The sequence below is a fragment of the Streptomyces sp. NBC_00250 genome (assembly GCF_036192275.1).
Classification (GTDB): Bacteria; Actinomycetota; Actinomycetes; order Streptomycetales; family Streptomycetaceae; genus Streptomyces.
The window spans coordinates 7,463,088-7,482,351 of the sequence record NZ_CP108088.1; the positions used below are offsets into that span (position 1 = coordinate 7,463,088).

The following is a 19,264-nucleotide window of genomic DNA, read 5'->3' on the forward strand; positions in this document are numbered from 1 at the left end:
ACGTCACGTAGAGAAGGAAAACCCATGCACGTCCTCAGGCGAACGACCGTCGCCACTACTGTCATGCTCGCGGCAATCTCGCTCGGTGCCTGCTCCTCGTCCGGATCGGCCTCCGACTCGGCGAAGGACAAGGCCCCGAAGGACAAGGCCCCGGTCGACCAAGCCAACTGGCCTGCGGAGGTGCCCACTTCCGGACTGGTCAAGGGCCTGGAGCTGCCGCTTGAGTCCTACCTGCCCTCCTACGCGGATCAGGTCGCCGTCGACACCGCGCTGCGCACCCTGCAGACGCGGTGCATGTCCGAGTACGGGCTGACCGTAGATCTGCCGCGTCCCGGCGCGAACCCGCCGCCCTACAGCAACGCCGTCTCGATCGAGCGGCGTTACGGCCTCAGCGACCGCGCACAGGCACAGAAGTACGGGTACGGGCTGCCGAAGGAGCTGACCCGGAGCCTCGAATCCGTCGAGGAGGGGCTTTCAGGCATCGAGGTGGAGGTTCTGACCGGGCGGAAGAAGCCCGAGTTCGCCCCGCCCAAGGGTGCCAAGGGCGCCGACGGCCATTTCGGCGGGGTCCCGGAGCCCGCACGCGCGGAGCACAACGGAAAGAAGCTGCACGAGGGCGGCTGCGCCGGCTGGTCGAAGCGGCGGCTCAATGTGAACGAGGCGGATGCGGGCTTCGTCTCCGGGCTCGCCTCGACAAGCATCTCCGAGTCCCGGCCGCTGAAGCCGGTCGAGAAGGCCCTCAAGAGCTGGTCGGCCTGCATGAAGGGCAAGGGCCGCAAGGCCGCCGATCCGTACCGGGCGATGGAGCAGGGCTACGCCGACGGCGACGGCACCACCAAGAACGCGATCGAGCTCGCGCTGGACGACATCGACTGCAAGGAGCAGACCCGTCTGATCGAGGTCTGGTTCAAGGAGGAGTCGGCCGTCCAGAAGCGGCTGATCGAGGAGAACAAGGACCAGCTTGCCGCCGTCAAGAAGCGGATGGGCGAGGCCCTTGCGGCCGCGAAAGCAGTCAAGTAACCAGAGAAGGAACACAGTTGAGACCGATACGTAGTCGCCTGCGCGTGCCGATCACCCTTGTGGTGACCACCGCGCTGGCGATACCGCTGAGCCTGCCCGCGCAGGCCAAGGAACCAAAGCCGCCCAAGGGAGCGGCGCAGGGGTGGAGCGACACCACCCAGCAGCGGAAGAAGCCCTCCCTGGAGCCCTCCGCGATCCCCGCGAAGGACCGCGTCGGCCTGCTCGGCAAGGGCTACGAGAAGTCCGCGGACACTGCGGTCACCACGACCGGTGACGGCACCGGCTTCCACCTCCTTGCGGGCAAGGAGAAGGACGGCTACCAACTCCGCACGGTGGCCAGTCTGTTCGAGGACGGTTTCGCCTCGGACACCTGGATCGGCAACCACTGCGTCACCGAGTCCGGCAAGTACGCGGCCGTCTCGTACGCGCCCCGGATGTTCACCAACAAGCCCGAGCTGATGGTGCGCGGTGCCTTCACCGCAGTGGTCGACCTGACCTCGGGCAAGGTCACCAAGCTGCCGTTCCAGTCGTCGCTCGCCTACTTCTCGCCCGGCTGCGGCCAGGGCGACCAGGCGGTGTTCACCCAGCTCACCCATGACGGCGACGACAAGCAGCAGACCCGTCTGATCACCGTCGACGCGGCCACCGGCAAGCAGTCGAAGCCGGTCACGCTCGCCGGCCAGATCACCGCGGCGATCCCCACCGGCGCGGGCATCGTCGCCGCCCACGGCAACAAGCTGGTACGGATCAACGGCACGGCCGAGAAGACCCTGGCGTCCACCACCACGGTGCCGTTCCAGATCACCGCCGACGCCGACGGCGGCATCACCTTCATCGACCGCGAGCTGGACAAGAAGGCGTCCGACAAGCCGGCCGCCTGGGCCAAGCACCTGGACCGTACGAAGGTGAGGCAGGGCAAGAAGACCGAGCCCGTCACCGTCGCCTCCGGCGGGCTGTACGCCTGGGACCTGACCCGCTCTGCACGCGGCGAGGTGTTCGTCACCGGTGACGCCACGTCCAAGGCCCTGCCCAAGCGGGTGCACAACCCCGGCAAGCTCCCCAAGGGCGCGGCGATCTCCAGCCACGCCCAGGCGGCCCTGACCACCACCTGGTCCGACGGGAAGACCACCCTGGTCAACCCGGAGGACGCCGCCAAGCCGCGCTCCGCCCGTACGGCCCTGCGCATGCTGGACTCGGGCAAGTCCGTCACCCTCGACCTGCGCCCCGGCGCGCACCGCGTGGGGGGCGAGGCACAGGGGCACGCTCTCTCCCCCGCTCTACCCACCGGCGGCCCGGTCGACTCCGGCCCGGACATGGGCAAGAAGAGCACAGACGGCCTGTCCACACAGACCGTCCGTACCCAGGCCCTCACCGCGCAGGCCGACAGCCCGAGCGAAGGCACCGGGGAACGCTACTGCGCGGTGGCCCGCAACGACGTGAAGAAGCAGGCGTTCCAGCCCACACCGCGCCAGGTCGAATGGGCCGTGGACCAGGCCGTCGTCGGTGAGCTGAACTTCTACCGCGACAGCAACTGGAAGAACACCGGCATCGCCGGCGGCTACCAGCCCCAGGGCCTGTTCCCGCCGACCGTCCTCGCGGGTGACCCCAACGGCAAGCTCGACAACGAGGACCCGGCCGTCACCGACAAGTGGCACATTCCCGCGCAGGTGATGCTCGGCATCACCGCGCAGGAGTCGAACATGTGGCAGGCCACCCGCTTCGCCGTGCCCGGTGTCACCGCCAACTCCCTGATCGGCAACTACTACGGTGTCGACTACGCCGCCTCGGGCGAGCAGCTCGACCCCTGGCGGATCGACTGGGCGGACGCCGACTGCGGTTACGGCATCACCCAGGCCACCGACGGCATGCGCCTGGCGGGCAAGACCAAGCCGGGCGAGACCGCCCTGTCCACGGTCGCCCAGGAAGCGGTCGCGCTGGACTACACCGCGAACGTCGCGGCCGGCGTGCGGATCCTGTCGGAGAAGTGGAACCTGACGTACAACGCCGGCATGAAGATCAACGGCGGCCACCCCAAGTGGATCGAGAACTGGTTCTTCGCCCTGTGGGCGTACAACTCCGGCTTCTACGCCACCGCCGACTCCGCGGGGCACTCGGGCGTGGGCTGGACGAACAACCCGGCCAACCCGCTGTGGAAGGCCAACCGGGTGCCGTTCCTGCAGCACGCCACCGACTCGTCCAAGGACGACTACAGCCACGCCGCGCACCCGCAGGACTGGCCGTACCAGGAGAAGGTGATCGGCTGGGCGGCGCGCCCGATCTCAGCGCTGTTCGCTCCCGGTGACTTCCAGGCGGGCTATAAGGGCGCATGGTGGAACTCCAACGCGGACCGCGCGAGCGCCAAGCCTCCGGTCGACCTGTTCTGCAACGCGTCGAACAACTGCAACCCGGCCAAGATCGGCGACAACGACTCCAACGACCAGGGCCAGGGTGCCTGCACCCTGGACGCGGGCAACAGCAAAACCAACCCGCACTGGCTGCACTGCTGGTGGAACCAGCCGGTCACCGAGGCGCAGTGGAAGAACTGCACCACGGGGGCCAAGTGCGGCAACGGTGTGCACCGCTTCCCGACGACCTACGGCGAGCAGCCGGATGCCGGCTCCTACCCGCCGAACTGCGCCACCACGCCTCTGCCCGCCAACGCCCTCGTGGTCGACGATCTGGCGGACGGGACCATACCCGCCGGCGTGGACGCCAAGCGGGGGTGCGGGGCGGTGAAGTCGAGCGGCACGTTCAACTTCACGTATGTCCCGTGGGACACCCAGATGGATCTCACCAACGACGGTACGGACAACCCGACCACCGTCACCACGTATCCGGGGAAGATCGACACGCATCAGATCGGTGCGGGCTACGGCAACCACTTCTGGTTCACGCACACCCGCTCGCCCGAGGCGTCCCCGGCCAACGCCGAGCGCCTGAAGGTGACCGGCACGTGGAAGCTGAACGCTCCGCTGACCAACACCACGCGCCAGGCGAAGATCTTCGCGCACATACCCGACCACGGGGCGCAGACCACCAACGCCGTGTACCGGATCCAGACGCCCGAAGGGGAAGAGGAGGCGGAGATCTCGCAGACGGCGAACCAGGCCAACAAGTGGGTGGACCTGGGCGCCTACACCTTCGGTGACCAGATCCCCGAGGTGCGGCTCGACAACTTCAGCGGCGGCGACGGCAGCGCGGACATCGCCTTCGACGCGCTGGCATTCGTCCCGGGCACGTACAACGGCTTGTCCCTGACCGGCAACATGAGGGCCAACCCGACCGCTCCGGATCCGGCGCCGGTCGAGCCGGACGAGGACATCACCGGCAGCACCTTCTCCGCGGCCGGCAGCTCCTCGGCAAACACCGCCACGGCGGCGCCGAGGGCGATGACGATGGCCGCCACGAGCACCGCGACATGCTCGCTGGTCATCCACAACCTCACCCGCAAGCGCACCACCGCCTGTATCCACAGCGACTACGCAATGACGGAGTACACGAACACCGTCCCGACCGGAAGCGCGGCTTTCGACCTCTACATCACCTACTACCTCGACCCGAAGAGCGCCGAATTCTCGCAGGTCGCCGAGATCCGGCTGAAGTCGATGGACGGCACGGTGAACAACGCCACCTTCGACTACGCGGCCAAGTGCCGCGGCTACTGCGACATCACCAGCGTCGACTGGAACGGGTCGAAGACCTTCGCCAAGGGCGACACGCTCCTGCGGACCGTCACCACGCGGTTCAAGTGGGCGCCCAGCGGCGCGACCAAGAACACGATCACCCCGTACTTGTCTCTCGGCGGTAAGGTCAACACCACTAAGGTCGTGAATCCGTCCGAGTTCGAAAACACCAAGCTGGACATCCGCTGTGACAAGGAAGCCGCCGGTACCGGTTGCGTATTCTCCGGATACACGCCGACCTACGTCATGAACTCCAAGAAATTCCCCGGAGCCGCGGCCCACATCGACATGATGTGGCGCAAGACCAACATCAAGTGGGGAAACAAGAACGGCGGAAAGCCTCTCACTTACCTGGCCAATAAGCTTTCCACCGACGATCCCCGAAATCCCGACAAGACGCAACAGGATCGCAATCGCCAGATCATCTGCGAGAGGCGGTGGAAAACCTATCCGGGTACCGGCCTGTTCAGTGACATGTGGAGCTTGGATGCAGGGGCGCCACGCACCGACCAGAGAAGCTGCGACGAGTTCGCTTTTGCCAACTCCTTCCAGAGTGCCGGAAATTCCAATGGGCCGAACTTCGTGTCGTACAGCGGCAAGGAATGTGTGCAGACCTACCTCAGCCGCAACCCCGACGACACCATGACCCTCCACCTGCGCCCGGATGCTCCGGCGCCAACCTGGAAGGAGCCCTGCGGGCGATCCTCGATGTCGAATTGGCAAAACGGCCAATCAATGCAACCGTTCGGCACCTTCATCGCTAATCAGCGCCTGCTGGAGGACGACAACTACTGGATGGACCTAGACGGGTTCACCGCACCCACACCGTAGCCGAGTAACAAAAAATGCCCCCCGTGAGCTCGGGGGGCATTTTTCTCATAGGTCAGCTTCACGACCAGACGAGGCGCCCTTCGGCGACCTTGCAGATCGGATTGTCTCCGTCGGCGATACTTGTCAGTATCTCCGCTACGGAGTCGAAATACTGGGCCATGGATTCGTACTCGCCTGTGACCGTAGGGGCACCCACGAACCAGCGCCCGACACGCCCGTCCCGCGCATCAATGAACTTTCCTCTCCAGCCGTCCTGGCTTGACAGGAACGGGATCCACTCATTACGCCAGAACGGATTTTCCGGCTGGTCCGGAGGATCGAATCCACCGGGCATGTACCGGTTCGCGTGGAGTTTCTCCATTGCCCGGATGCCCAGAAAGAAGATTCCCTCGTCCGGGAACCCGTCGAAGCCGCAACATGCCACGTCGTCGTCGAAGTCTTCCTCAGGAAGATCCAGATTGTTCAGAAGCAGCCACGCCCGCAGGTCTTGGGGAAAGGAGATTCCCATCCGCTCCTCGGCGGCCGCGATCATCTGTTCCGTGGCCGGACCGGGCAGATCCGCGTGATCGGCCGGGGCGCACTCCCGAAGAAGACTCATCACGCGGGACCAGCTCTCCACCACACTCATTCCCCGCTGCCCCTCTCTGCACGGATTCGCTATGCCACTCAACGGGCTCACCCACTGTAGCCGGATGGCACGGCGGGCCGGTCGAAGCGCCCTCGGGCTGCTGGAGCCTACGCTCTCCGCGGTTTGCGCCGCTGGCCCCCGCTGCCGTGCGGCCTGTTCCGGTCCTGGGCCGACATCACCGCGTCGAACTGGGCTTTGCCGGTCACTGCTCGTGGCTCAGGTACGAGTGTGGTCGCAGCGATCGCCATGGGACAGCCGATGCCCAGCCGACCACGGGCATGGGTCTCGTCGTAATGGGGAGCGAATTGCGCGACGGTGATGGTGGGCACCTGACAATCGGTCGGGACCGGCCACGCATCCGACTGACATGCCGGGTAGGCAGCTTCCCCCCGGGGGCGTTCGCGGCATCACGGCACCATGAACCAACAGATGTCACCGGAATCGGGCAACTGGGACAGGTGTCGCACCTCCGCTGCGATCCGCCCGAGGGCGTCGGCCTTCTCCAGGGGCCACGGCAGGAAGGGCTCTGCCGCCGACTCCGTCAGTTCGCCGGCCCGCACTCCGGCGTCGTACAGGTCGCCGATGATGCGCAGCAGGAGAGTCAGCTGCTCCTGGAACGAGGCGCCGCGCCCGAGAAGGCTGCCCACGGAACCGCTGACGACCGAGAAGCCGATCCAGTCGTCGTGCGCGTACCGTGTCAGGTACTCCAGCTCGCTTCGGTATGCGTCCTGGTTCACCACCACTCGGTTTTCTCCGTGTTGCGGAATGTGGATTCGCTTCATGTCCGGACCGTCCACACCGTTGTAGTCGATGGTTGTTCCACCGGATTTGCTGAACGACCGGTACGTGACGGTCGCCTTCGGATCGTCGGACAGCTGCCACACCTCGATGTCGCCCCTCGGCGTGCTCTTGATCTCGGGCTCGCCGAGCTTCGCGTGCAGGTCCAGCGTCCTCGATCGAACCCGACCGAACCGGAACCTGAGCTGATCTTCTTGACTCCGCCGCAGTACGACGCGGCGGCGGCCGTCTCCGTTCCGACCCGATTCCGACCCGGAACCGGCCGGTCTCCGACCGGTGGGTCCGGTGCAATGGACAGGGGAGCCTGGCTTGTGACCCCGGCGGGCGCGGTGCGATCCTTGCCGCCATGCCAGCCCACTCCCTCCCATCAAGACACGGATCGGTCCTTGCGGAGGTGAGACAGGTGAGGCGAGCCGGTCTCGTCAGACTGCGAGAGCTGAGACTTCCGGAACTCTCCCTCATCGCACAGGACTTGGCCGCGGCACCGGACGCGACGGGCGAGCTGACAGCCGTCGTGGGCATTGAACGGCTGTTACGGATGGCGGTCTCCCGCATCGGCGGCGGCAGCCTCCAGACCGCCGCCCAGTACAGCCTCGGCCTCGCGCAGGGCACGCGCGACTGGCCGGCCTCCGACCGGCGTCGAAGGGCGGCGCAGGTCTACGGCGTCAGCGTGGAGAGGTTCCGCAAGAACCAGGAGCTGATGGTCCTGGGGCAGATCACGGAGCAGATCATCGTCCTCGCCGGTCGGCAACCGGCCGACGTCACCGCGGACCCGTCGGACGACGCCGCCCCGCTGCCGCCTGTACACCGTGCCCTCCGGTTGCGGATCCACGGGCGGCCGGATCCCGCGACCGTGCGGATCCACGTCCACTCGGTGGACCTGCTGCGTGACGTCGACGTCGTCCTCTCGCCCTCCAACACGTACTTCGTGCTGCCCGCCGCCTACAAGTCGTCCGTCGCCGCGACGCTGCGGCGCGCCGCGGCACGCCTCGATCCCACGGGGGTACTCGTCGCGGACCACCTCCACGACGAGTTACGGGAATGGGCCGCCCGGCAGGGAACAGAAGGCCGGGCGGCCCTTCCGGGCACCGTCGCCGTCACCTCGGCGGGAGCCCTCGCCGGCCAGGGGGTACGGCGGATCTACCACGTGGCCGTCGCCCAGCCCCGCCCCGGTACCAACGACTACGACGTCCTGCCGGCCGACGTCACCCGAGGCGTGGCCCGCGCCTTCGCCCTGCTCGCCGAGGAGTCCGCCCGGCACGACCCGCCCCTCACCTCCGTGTGTCTCCCGCTGCTCGGCGCCGGACGGGGAGGTCTCACTCCGCTGGAGAGTTTCGGTGCCCTCTGGCCCGCCGTGGAGGCCGAGCTCGCCCGGCGCCGCGACTGGCAGATCCACTTCGTCGTACGCGCCCACGCCCGCGCGGACTTCATCGAGAGGATGCTCGCGCCACTCGCCGACACGACCGACCACGACCGGGGGACAGCATGAATCCGTACGCCGTGCTCGCTGCCGCGGCGGCCCGCTGGGAACACGTCGCCGACCGCCTCGGCAGCCCGCTCCGCGAGCGCCTGGCCGGACGACTCGACGCCGTGCGCCGGGCGAAGGACGAGGAGGGGCGCGGGACCGCGGTCGAAGCCGCCGCCCAGGTCCTGCTGGAGGGCCTGCCGGACGAGTTCGGCGCCGTGGCACAGGCGCGGCTCTCCGCCGATGTCCTCGACGACGCCTACCTGGGTTTCCGCATGGAGGACCTCGCGGTCCTGCTCCTCGACGGGCACCGCATGGTCGGACCGGTCCTCGGGCCGGTACGCGAGAGACTGCTCGCGGCGCCCGCGCTGAACGCCGACACCGTGCTGCGCCGCGGCGGCGACCCGTACGCGCCCGAGCTGATCCGGCTGCGGGGCGCCGGGGGAGTGCTTCGGCTGCCCCGGTTCCAGTTCTCCGAGGGCAGCCTGCCCTGGATGGCCGTTCTCGAGGTGAACCGGCTCCTGGAGGCCGACCGTGACCCGTGGGGCGCCGCCGACTGGTGGCTGTCCGCGAACGCCTGGCTTGGCGCCACGCCCGCCGAGCTCCTCGGGGGCCCCAGGGAGCGCCAACTGGCCGACGTGGCCCTGCTGCTGATGGAGGGGGAGTAGCCATGCCCCACTACCGGCCGCCCTCCCGGATGACCGGATCCCCGGGCAAGGTCACCCTGCCGCGGGGCACCGCCCTTTACCGTGTCCACGCGGCCCACCGTGAGGCCACCGCCTTCAATCCGGTGCCGTCGCACTGCCTGTACGGCGGCGGCCGGTTCGACGGCACCGCATGCGACCCGTACGGCTATCTGTACGCGGGTCTCGGCGCCGAGGCCGCGCTCTGCGAGACCCTGCTGCGTTCGCTGCCGTTCGACCCCGCGGGCGGTCCCCGGCTGCTGCCGCGGGTGAGCGTCGCCCGGCGCAAGCTGTCCCGGCTCCGGCTCGCCGCCGACCTGGACATCGTCCCCCTGGTCTCCGCCCGCGACCTGGCCGCCGTGCACCAGGACAGCTGGCTCGTCCACACCGAGGCGCACGACTACGCCTACACCCGGGACTGGGCGCACTGGATCCGGCGGCACACCGAGCCCTGGGCACAGGGCCTGATCTGGTCGTCCAAACGGGAGCCTGGCGACCGTACCGTCCTCCTCTTCGGGGACCGCTGCCCGCCCACGGCCCTGGAGGCCGTCCCGGACGGGTCCGTGGACTTCGGCACGCCCGAGGGCGAGGAATGGCTCAACTCCGTACTCCAGCCGTACCACGTGAGGCTCGCGACCTGAACATGACCGGACAGCCGGAACCCAGCGACGACGAACTGCGGGCCGAACGGGACGAGCTCCTCGACGTACTTGCCCGGACGGCACCCGACGACCCCGAGGCGCCGGAGCTCTGCGCGCACGTCGGCGCGCTCAGCGCCGTGCTCTTCGCGCGCCTGAGCCGGCAGGATGATCTGGAACTGGCCGCCGAGGCCTTCCAGTTGGCGTTCGACGCCTTCGACCGGGCCTATCGTCCGCCCGGGGACCTCGGCCCGTGGCACGCCTGGCGCATCCGGTACGCGTACGTACGCGCCTGCCAGTACGACGAGGGCGAGGACCCCGAGCGCCTGGAGGAGGCTCTGGACCTTGTCTGCGAGGGGCTCGCGGAGCTTCCTGCGGACGAGGAGTACGACCAGGAGCGGGCCCTTGGCCGGCACCTCCTGGCGAACGGCTCCAAGGCCCGCGTGATGAGCCTGCCGGAGCAGGGAGACGGCGGCCGCCGTCGGGCCGAGCTTCTCGCCGAGTCGCTGGAGCTCCACGACGAGTTCCGGCAGCTGCTCGAACCGGGCAGCGAGGAGGAGACCGACCTGCGCGAATCCCTCGGCTACCTGCATCTCGTGCGAGCTTCGGACGGTGGCGACCTCGACGACGCCGTCGCCTCGGCCGGGCACTACCGTGCGGTCCTCGACGCGGCGCTGCCGACCAGCGACCTGCCGCTGGTACGCCACAGCGTGGGCCTGGCGCTGATGATCCAGGGGACGGCCACCAGGGACCGGGACGTACTGGAGGAGGCGCGGGCCGAGCTCGGGGCCGCGCTCCACGAAGCCGGGCGGAGCGGCGAACAGCCCTCCTGGGCCTGGGAGTCGGAGATCCGCGCCGCCTATATCCGCGCCGTGATCTGGTCCAACTGGAAGGATCAGGCCCACGCCGCCGCGGCGGAGGCGGAGCTGAGCGGTCTGCTCGCCGCCCCGGACGCCGTCGACCGGCTCCCGCCGCACTATCTCGACGCCTTCGGGCGGCTCCTGTTCGAGCGGTCGAGCGCCCGGGGCGACACCGCCGGACAGGACCGGGCGATCGGTCTGATGCGGCGGGCCGTCGAGGCGTGGCGGCCCGCCAGGGACGGCAAGGTCAACGCCACCGCCTTCTTCCTCGCGGCCTTCCAGCAGGGCCGCTACCAAGACGACCCGGACCCCGACCGGCTGCACGAGATCACCCGGGCGGCCGACCTGGTTCTCCAGGACGACGAACTCGACACGGGCGTACGCGAGATGGTGCAACTCATCGGCGGCTGGGCCTGGATCACGCTGGAGCAGGAGCACGGCTTCACGCCCGAGACCGCGGACGGCGGTCCGTCGCGCATGAGCATGGCCGACCTGGGCCGGATGGGGCGCAGGATCTACGAAAACCTGGGCCAGGGGCGGAACTTCCTCGACTTCAGCGAGACCGACGACGACTTCCCCGGCCTCATCCGGGGCACTTCGAACCCCTCCCGGCTGACGGGCGTCTTCGACGCGGCGTACGCACGCTGGCTCGCCACGGAACCGGCGGGACCGCGCGCCGAGTTCGCCGTCACGCTGCTGACGCACCTGATGCTCTTCGACGCCCACGGCACGCACGTCACCGCCGAGCAGAAGGCCGCGCTGACCACCTGCGTCCTGGAGGCCGACAACGACGATCCGGCGTGGCAGCGGCGTGTGCATGCCACCATCGCCCACGTACGGCTCTGGGAGGAGATGACCGGCCTGGGCAGCAAGGGCACCGACGACGTGATGGAGCACCTCACCCGGGCGCAGGCCACGGACGGCACGACTCGAACCATGGGCACGAGCATCGACCTCATCCGGATGATGGCCACCCAACACCGCGGACAGACCCTGGGCGCGGCCGACGACGTCGAGGACGCCGGGGAGACCTGGCGGCGCCTGCGCGACGACGCGGGTCTCTCCCCGTACGTGCGGCGGGCCATGGAAGCTCATCAGGCCAGCCTGGCCGCGCACCGGGCCGCACAGCTGGGCGACCTCGGTGCGGCGGACACCCATATCGCGCGGATGGTGGAGGCACACGCCTCCTTCGACCCCGACGACCCCTCCCGTATCGAAGTGTGGACGGCGATCGAGAATGCCCGGATGGCCCGCGACGATCTCGCCCGTCGGCTCGGCGCCCCGCCCGGCCCTCCCCTGGTGGGCCGCCCCACCCTGGCGGTGCTGCGACGCGCCGCGGGCCGGCTGCCCCGGGACCACCGGGCCTGGGTCCTGGGGGACAACGGCATCGCCCGCTACCACCGTGCCGCGTCGACCGGTGACGCGAGGGCGATCCACGAGGCCATGGAGCTGATGAGGGAAGCCCATGACATGGTCGACGAGGGCTCGGACAGCAGACTGCGGTACGCCTACACCCTCGGCTCCGCGCACTGCGGGCTCGCCTCCGGGCAGCGCAACCCGGTCGCGCGTTCGCGCGGACTCGCCGAGGGCATCACCCTCCTGGAGGCCGCGCTCGGCACGGCGGGAGGCCCCGAGCACCGCCTGTACGCCGGCGCGGCGCTCGCTCTCGCCCGCGCCTACCGCACCCGGGGCGAACTCCGCCGCGACGACCGGGCGAAGGGGCGGCGCATCGGCCTCGACGCCCTGCGCGGTCACGCCTGGGCCGCGCTGTTGCAGTCCGGCACCGACCACGCCACGATGGCCGCCGTCCAGGCCACCTCGACCGCCCTGGAGGTCGCCGCCTGGTGTCTCCGGGACAACGCCCTGGAGGAGGCGGTCCAGGCCCTCGACGCCTGCCGCGGCCTCGTCCTGCACGCCGCCGTCACCTCCCGCGAGGTGCCCGAGCGGCTGATCGCGGCCGGTCACCAGGACCTCGCCGACGAGTGGCGGGCGGCCGGGGTCACCGCCGAGCCTTCCGCCGACGGGCTGTCCGCCGCGCAGACACCGCTGTCGGTGCCCAGCACGCTGCGTCGCCGCGTCCTCGCCGCCCTCACGACGGGAGCGGACGGCCTCCAGGACCGGCTGCTCGACCCGCCCGCCGTCGACGAGATCGCCACAGGGCTGCGTTCGCTGCGCAAGGACGCCCTGGTCTACCTGGTGCCCGCTTCCGACGACGCGGGCGGCTCCGCCGTCGTCGTCACGTCGGGCGGCGACGTCCACGTCGTACCCCTGCCCCGGCTCACCGAGGACGCCGCGCCGCTGAAGAACTACGCGCCCGAGCCGGGCGCCGGGCGTGAGGACCCCGGGGCCGAGCCGGGGGACGGCCGCGAGCCCGGGCCGCCCGAGCCGGAATCCGGCCGTGACCTCGGGCCCGTACCCGGTGGTCCGTCAGCCGCGGATCGGAGGGCGGAGCCCCTCCGTCGGCAGCTGGAGCGGCTGTGCGGCTGGGCCTGGTACGCGGGCGTCAGACCGCTCTTCGACGCCTTCGACGCCCCCGCCGGACGTGTCCCGCGTCTTGTGTTCGTACCGATGGGGGCGCTGGGTCTCGTCCCCTGGCACGCGGCCTGGGGGGAGGACGCCGACGGGCGGCGCCGGTACGCCCTGGAGGAGGCGGAGATCTCGTACGCGGCGTCGGCGCGGCTGTTGTGCGAGGTGGCGGCCCGCAGCGCCGGGAAGCACACGGGCGGCGCGCTCGTCGTGGGCAACCCCACCGGCGGCCTGCAGTATGCGGGTGAGGAGGCAGACGCCGTACAGCGGGCCTTCTACCCGCAGGGCACCTTCCTCGGGCGGCGGCCGGATGGCACGGCCGACGGGCCCGGCACGCCCCGCGAGGTGGTGTCGTGGCTGGCCGACGCCGGGGCCGACGAGGGCGGGCTGCTGCATCTCGCCTGCCATGCGGGCATCGCGCGCGATGCCCGGCGTACCGCCTATCTGTCGCTGCACGACGGTGATCTGGCCGCCGAGGAGCTGACCGAGGCGATCGGCGGCGGCCGGGGACGGCTCGGCCTGGTCCTGCTCGCCGCCTGCCGCAGCCATGTGTCGGGGCGTGGCCACAACGAGGCGTACAGCCTCGCCACAGCCTTCCTGGTGGCCGGGGCACGCTCGGTGATCGGCTCGCTGTGGCCGGTGCCCGACGACGCGACGTCGGTCCTCATGTTCCTGACGCACCACTATCTGCGCCGTGAGGGGGAGCCACCCGCGAAGGCTCTGCGCCGGGCCCAGCTGTGGATGCTGGATCCGGCGCGGAAGCTGCCCGCGGGGCTCCCCCCGCTGATCGCCGAGCGGGCCCGGCGGGTGGATCCCGGCGATCTGAGCAGCTGGGCGGGTTTCACGCACCTGGGCCAGTAGGCACCACCGTGCGCAGCTGGATCGTACGGGCCGTCCACCGGCCCGTCGGCCCGGTCACGCGGCTCATCACCCGCGAACCGGAAGCCCATGGTTCCCAGGCGTCCAACTGGTACGGGACGATGTTCAGTTCACTCTCGGCAACGATAAGTTTCAGCCAATCCCGAGCGCTCGCTCCGGGGACCGCGGGGCGGGTCGGCGGCAGGGACAGCTGCACCGGCTCGCCGTCGAGCGCGTGACCCGTGCGGCCGGGGCCGATGAAGTGCCCGGGGTAGAGCAGTGCATGACTGGCGTAGCTGTCGGTCAGATCGATCAGGGCGCACCACAGGGTCCGGTCGACGGAGCGGTTGTGCAGCCGGATGGAGACCCGCGGCTCCTGGAGCCCGCCGGGGCCGAGGGTGTACGGGCAGACGATCTCGCCGCTGCCGTCCGGGGGCAGCGTCTCGCCGTCCGGAGCGCCCCAGGGCGAGATCTCCACACGCACCAGACCGTCCAACAGCGAAGGCCCCGGCGTGAGATCGCGGATCTGATGCCAGCGCGCCAGATGGGTCAGACAGTCGGCCACCCGCCCGGCGTCACCGGGGCCGCTCAGCGGCAGGGGTTCGGTGAACGGCGTACCGTCGCGGCGCCGTACGTGCGCCAGACCGCCGTCCACCTCGACCCGGAAGTGGAGGTCGGCCGCCTCGCGCGGATCGTCGAGCACCCGCAGCAGCGGGGCGGCGGCGAGGCCCTCCCGGACCGGGCCGAGCAGTCCTTCGCCCGGCCCCGAGGCGATCAGCGACACCGTGGCCGGCGGCTGCGGCAGGGCGGAGAGCGCCACCGGGTAGACACGGGTGGGCGACGGCACCCAGTCGACGGGCTCCACGAGGGTGTGCGCCGCGTGCACCGCGCGGGCCCGGACGGAGGGCATGGGGAGGCCGGGCCTCGGCCCGTTCTCCGGCACCACCGTGAACGTGGTGCCGTCGAGCCCCGTGCCGTCGGCGAGACCGTGGACAGCGCCGCAGTCCACCTCCCAACCGTGCGCACCGAGGCGCAGCAGATACGGGCCCACGGGCCGGGCCACGCGCCCCCCGAGGAACGGCGTGTCCGCCGGGCCTCCGGGCTCCGCCGGATACAGCACCGGCTGCTGCCGTCCGCCCGAGCGCCGCAGCCGGGCGTCGGCGGCGGACAGCAGCTCTCGGTAGGTGGCCGCCGGCCCGGCGGCGCGCACCGCGCCCAGCAGGGCGTGGGTGAAGGCGCCGTGTCGACGCCCGTCGTAGTCGCCCTCGTACGAGTACTGGTCGAGCCGCGCGGCGGCCAGCAGGACATGGCGGGGCGCGCCCTGCCCGCCGGTGGCCGAGACGTCCCGGGCCGCCGGGGGAGCGTCGTCGGAGCCGCTCAGGTCCCAGTCCGCGGCGGGCGGCGCGTAACGGGCGGTCGGCCCGTCCCCGCGCGTGGCGCCGCCCGAGTAGCAGCAGTCCAGTACGGCGGCGACATGCGCGCCGCCCGCCGCCACCCCGTCGAGGAGCCGGCCGAGCCGCTTGTCGAGCAGCGGGCCGTCGACGCAGACGAGGGCCTGATTCCGGCCCGTCGCCTCGATCCGAAGGTGGGCCTCCTCCTCCGCACGGGACTGCGTGCCGTGCCCGGAGAACCAGAAGAGCGCGGTGTCCCCGGCGCCCGCCCGGCCCAGATGGTTCACGACGGCGTCCTCGATCGACTCGCGCGTGGCCTCGGCGTCGAGCAGCACCCGGACGACCGCCTCGCCGGATGCGGACATCCGCTCCACCAGGAGACGACGGGCCTCCGCGATGTCGTTGCGACAGCCGAGAAGCGGCGGAGCGATGCGCGACGGGTAGTCGTCGATCCCCACCAGCAGTGCGTAGATCAAACCCATACGGGAGAGTGTTCCAGCACCACGGAGCACGACGTACCTTCAGGGCGGCTGGAAACGGGTCGTGTTCTGGGCGCACCCTGTCCGACGCCGACACAATGTGCCCTCCGCGGACCACTATTGATGAAGCGTCATGCGATTCCGCCGACGGCACGGCCGGGTTCGTGACCAGCGGTGACAGAACACAGCACATCTCGGGGGACACATGGGTCACATCGAGCGTCCACGACGCGTCGTGGAGTCCGGCGGCACCGAATCGCCCGGCCAGGCGCGCAGGATCGGCACGTCCCGGCGCCTGACCACCGGCCCGGCGGTCCGCCCGGCCGCCACGCCCGGCGGACGGGGCACGCCGCGCGAGCTGTACGAACGCCGGTCCGACGGACTGCGAGGGGCCGTCGGACGGCTCGACGCCGGTCTCGACGAGGCCGCGCGCAGGCAGTTGGCCGACTGGGCCCGCGAGGAGTACGCGGGCGCCCACGGTGACGTGCCCCTTGGCTTCGTCGCCCGCTGCTTCCTCGGCCCGCCCTACGTCGACCACATCCTCAACCTCTTCCGGGTGATCGTCCAGCACTTCTCGCCGGCCGAGCAGATGCCCGAACCCTTCGCCAAGGCACGCATGCTGGCGCGCTCGGACGGCTACGCCTACATCGAGATCTACGACAGCGGACTGATCCTCCCCGTCCTCACCGACGGCACCGTCGTACACCCCTGACCGGGCGATCCGCCGCACACGTACCAGCGTGCGGGCCCCGGCCCGACTATCCCGAACGGAGAACGACGCAATGGTCGACGTGGACATCGCCCTGCACAACAAGGTGCGGGAGGTGGGCAACCTCGTGGCCCGGCTCAGCGAACAGGTGGGATCGGTGTCCGGCCAGGTCCACTCCGTCGAGGCCAGGCAGCAGCAGACCACCGACGAACTCCAGCAGCTGCGCGCCGACTTCCAGGCCTTCATGCAGCAGTCCCAGCTCATCGCCAACGTACAGCGGGCCGAGACCCGGATCGGCGTCCTCCAGGACGAGCTCGACCACGAGTTCGGCCACCACAAGGTGGTGCGGCGCACCGCGGTCGGCACGCTCCAGGCCTTCGACGTCGGCATCGTCTCCGAGGACAGCTTCCACGCGGTGAGCGACCAGCTGATGCTGCAGACCCCGCGCTACTGGCTCGCGCCCGCCCTGGTCGCGCTCGCCACCTGGTCCTCCGACGACCGGGAGCTGTGCGAACGCGCCGTCGAAGAGGCGTTCCGCCGCTCCCCGGACCGTACGTCCCTGTTCTTCGCGCTCGTCCTGCGTCGGCAGAACAGGAGGCAGTCGGCCGCCCGCTGGCTCAGGCACTACCTCCTCGCACAGGACCCGAACCGTCTGGGACGCGAGTTCGCGGTCATCCTGGAGTCGATCGCGCAGGGCGCCTTCGGCCCCGAGGGGCGCGCGATGCTCGACCGGACCCTGCGCGAGTGGCGCGAGGTGCTGATGGCGGACACCGACACCCGGGCCCGCCAGGTCCAGCGCTGGCGCGACGAGATCGAGTCCCTGCGCGCGCCCTCGGCCAAGGCCGAGTTCCCCAGGCTGTCGGTGGTCTCCCCGCAGTGGCCGGAACTCGACGCCGTCCTGTCCGCTGCCCGCACCCATCAGCACCTGCTCGACAAGTACCAGGCGATCCTGGAGCGCGAACCCGAGCTCTCCGGGCGGCTTGAGGACACCGTCGACGACATTCTCGACCGGCTCGTATCGGAGTACGACAACGACGAGCTGCCGCTCCGCCGGGATCTCGCCTTCAACAAGAAGATCGTCGAGCACGACGGCGACCTCGACTCGGCCCGGAAGGAGTCCGACGCCGACTCCGCCTCGTACGAGGAGACCCTGGACTACCTGACGGTGCAGAGCGCCGCCGCGCTCAACCCCGCCGCCATCGGCACGTCCGGCGCCACCCAGCGGATGGCCGTCGCCGCCTGTCACGAGTGGTTCTTCCAGGCGCACACCGGCTTCACCCGCGACGCGCGGGGCGCCGTCCCCCAGGACGTGCGGGCGGTGTTCGGCACGGCGCACACCGTCGGTGCGCAGACCTTCCAGCTTCCCCCCTGGCAGGGCTCCTTCGCCCAGCCGCTGGCCGACAACGAGGCCTCGCTCGCCCGTCACTGGGACCAGCACATGAGACCGTTCATCGACGCGCTCGCCTTCCCGATGGTGAAGAAGCTGGTGCCTCCCGTGCTCGTGGTCCTCGGCATCCTGCTCGTCATCGGCCAGATCGACCTGGGCTTCGCGTTCGTCGCCGCCCTGATCACCGGTGGCATCTGGGGTCTGGCCCTCGACAAGCAGGCCAAGGCCGCGCAGAACCACCAGGACAACGCCGGCAGGCTCCTGGGGCAGGCCCGGCTCGACTCGCTGCACCAGCTCCGGGGAGCCGCCGCCGAACTGACGGACTGGTACGAGAAGTTCAGGGCGGCCGACGCCGTCGAGGCCCGGTGCCGGGAGCTCATCACCTCACTCGCCACCGCCAACCACGGCGCCTCGCCGTTCGAGGGCCGTACCGTACTCAAGGAGGACCACCGGTGAGCACCCCGTACGTCCCGCGGCAGCCCGCCACCCCGCCGGGGCAGTCGGCCGTGCCCCCGCAGCCCACGGCCCCACTGCAGCCCGCCTCGGTCCCGCCGACCGTCCGCAGACCCGTCACCGACTCGCCGTGGGCCTCCCACCGCCCCGCGGCCACCGAGCGGGCGACCAGCCGGCTGCGCCGAGTCGTCGAAGGCCTGCCCGACTGGGAGCCGCTGCCCCCCGGTGAGACGTTGGTACGCCGCCCCGGCAGCGACCGATGAGCGGGTTCTGGGGGCACGGAGGCCCGTACGAGGAGTGGGTGGAGTTCCTGCGCCGCTGGGCCGGGTTCGAGCCCGTGGACCCGGCACGGCTGCCCGCGATCGAGGCGGAGGCGTACGACGGCGCCACCGTGGCCCGCCTCGCCACGCACCTCACCGCGGCCCTGGACACCCGGCTGCAGGCCTGGGCCGACACGCTCGTACGGGCTGTGGACGCGGCCACCGACGAGTTCTCGGCCGGCCGGGAGCTGGCCCAGGCCCGCACCGGGCTGCGGTCCATCCGGGACCTGGCCGGCCACCACGGGCTGCCCGAGCGGCTGCGCGAGCGGCTGACCGAGGTGGTGGACCGTCAGATCCCCGAGCTCCAGGCACAGCTGGAGCGACTCCTGGAGGAGGCGGCCCGCGAGGAACCCGAGGCCCGCTGGGTCGAGGAGCGCCGCCGCACTCTGCGCGACAACGCCCTCACCGCCGTCCTGGCCCAGCCGTCCGCGACGGCGCCGCCCCCGGGGGGCGCGGACGCTTGGTCCTACGACCCGGCGGCGGCACCCCGCCGGCGCGTCCTACGGGACTGACCCGCTCTTCACGTTCTGTTCCC

The 19,264-nt window shown here is 70.6% G+C and carries 13 protein-coding genes; 10 read left to right on the forward strand and 3 right to left on the reverse strand.

Annotated elements, in window-relative coordinates; genetic code table 11:
• Positions 1–24: 24 nt before the first annotated feature.
• Positions 25–1,020 carry a hypothetical protein gene (locus OG259_RS33875; RefSeq protein ID WP_328945695.1) on the forward strand — a complete coding sequence of 332 codons (996 nt, stop codon included), beginning with the start codon at positions 25–27 and terminating at the stop codon, positions 1,018–1,020.
• 59 nt (positions 1,021–1,079) lie between these two features.
• Positions 1,080–5,534 carry a hypothetical protein gene (locus tag OG259_RS33880; protein WP_443052155.1) on the forward strand — a complete coding sequence of 1,485 codons (4,455 nt, stop codon included), beginning with the start codon at positions 1,080–1,082 and terminating at the stop codon, positions 5,532–5,534.
• 58 nt (positions 5,535–5,592) lie between these two features.
• Here the strand turns inward: OG259_RS33880 and OG259_RS33885 are convergent, their stop codons facing one another.
• Entirely contained in the window at positions 5,593–6,162 is a 570-nt protein-coding gene (locus OG259_RS33885) for an SMI1/KNR4 family protein (RefSeq protein ID WP_328945697.1), read from the reverse strand.
• A 407-nt stretch (positions 6,163–6,569) separates the two neighbouring features.
• Positions 6,570–7,046 carry a hypothetical protein gene (locus OG259_RS33890; RefSeq protein WP_328945698.1) on the reverse strand — a complete coding sequence of 159 codons (477 nt, stop codon included), beginning with the start codon at positions 7,044–7,046 and terminating at the stop codon, positions 6,570–6,572.
• 317 nt (positions 7,047–7,363) lie between these two features.
• Here OG259_RS33890 and OG259_RS33895 point away from each other — a divergent pair, with 317 nt between their 5' ends.
• The 4 genes from OG259_RS33895 to OG259_RS33910 are packed head-to-tail and all read left to right on the forward strand — an operon-like array spanning position 7,364 to position 13,993.
• The gene (locus tag OG259_RS33895) at positions 7,364–8,449 is read left to right on the forward strand and encodes a hypothetical protein (RefSeq protein ID WP_443052164.1); all 1,086 of its coding nucleotides are present in this window, start codon (positions 7,364–7,366) and stop codon (positions 8,447–8,449) included.
• On the forward strand, positions 8,446–9,093 hold the full coding sequence (locus tag OG259_RS33900; protein ID WP_328945700.1) for a hypothetical protein: 648 nt from the start codon (positions 8,446–8,448) through the stop codon (positions 9,091–9,093). The genes OG259_RS33895 and OG259_RS33900 overlap by 4 nt, the downstream gene beginning before the upstream one ends.
• Before the next feature lie 2 nt (positions 9,094–9,095).
• Positions 9,096–9,749: an RES family NAD+ phosphorylase gene (locus OG259_RS33905; RefSeq protein ID WP_328945701.1), complete on the forward strand. Its 654-nt coding sequence runs from the start codon at positions 9,096–9,098 to the stop codon at positions 9,747–9,749.
• Positions 9,750–9,751: 2 nt separating this feature from the next.
• The gene (locus OG259_RS33910; RefSeq protein WP_328945702.1) at positions 9,752–13,993 is read left to right on the forward strand and encodes a CHAT domain-containing protein; all 4,242 of its coding nucleotides are present in this window, start codon (positions 9,752–9,754) and stop codon (positions 13,991–13,993) included.
• On the opposite strand, the gene OG259_RS33915 is transcribed toward OG259_RS33910, so the two are convergent.
• The gene (locus tag OG259_RS33915) at positions 13,974–15,863 is read right to left on the reverse strand and encodes a caspase family protein (protein ID WP_328945703.1); all 1,890 of its coding nucleotides are present in this window, start codon (positions 15,861–15,863) and stop codon (positions 13,974–13,976) included. The two genes, OG259_RS33910 and OG259_RS33915, sit on opposite strands and share 20 nt — an antisense overlap.
• 202 nt (positions 15,864–16,065) lie before the next feature.
• Here OG259_RS33915 and OG259_RS33920 point away from each other — a divergent pair, with 202 nt between their 5' ends.
• The 4 genes from OG259_RS33920 (at position 16,066) to OG259_RS33935 (ending at position 19,241) form a co-directional block, all read left to right on the forward strand.
• The gene (locus tag OG259_RS33920; protein ID WP_328945704.1) at positions 16,066–16,572 is read left to right on the forward strand and encodes a hypothetical protein; all 507 of its coding nucleotides are present in this window, start codon (positions 16,066–16,068) and stop codon (positions 16,570–16,572) included.
• A 70-nt stretch (positions 16,573–16,642) separates the two neighbouring features.
• Complete coding sequence (locus OG259_RS33925; RefSeq protein ID WP_328945705.1) at positions 16,643–18,412, forward strand: hypothetical protein; 1,770 nt, start codon at positions 16,643–16,645, stop codon at positions 18,410–18,412.
• The gene (locus tag OG259_RS33930) at positions 18,409–18,672 is read left to right on the forward strand and encodes a hypothetical protein (protein ID WP_328945706.1); all 264 of its coding nucleotides are present in this window, start codon (positions 18,409–18,411) and stop codon (positions 18,670–18,672) included. Before OG259_RS33925 ends, OG259_RS33930 begins: the two co-directional genes overlap by 4 nt.
• Positions 18,669–19,241 carry a hypothetical protein gene (locus tag OG259_RS33935; protein WP_328945707.1) on the forward strand — a complete coding sequence of 191 codons (573 nt, stop codon included), beginning with the start codon at positions 18,669–18,671 and terminating at the stop codon, positions 19,239–19,241. Before OG259_RS33930 ends, OG259_RS33935 begins: the two co-directional genes overlap by 4 nt.
• Positions 19,242–19,264: the final 23 nt, after the last annotated feature.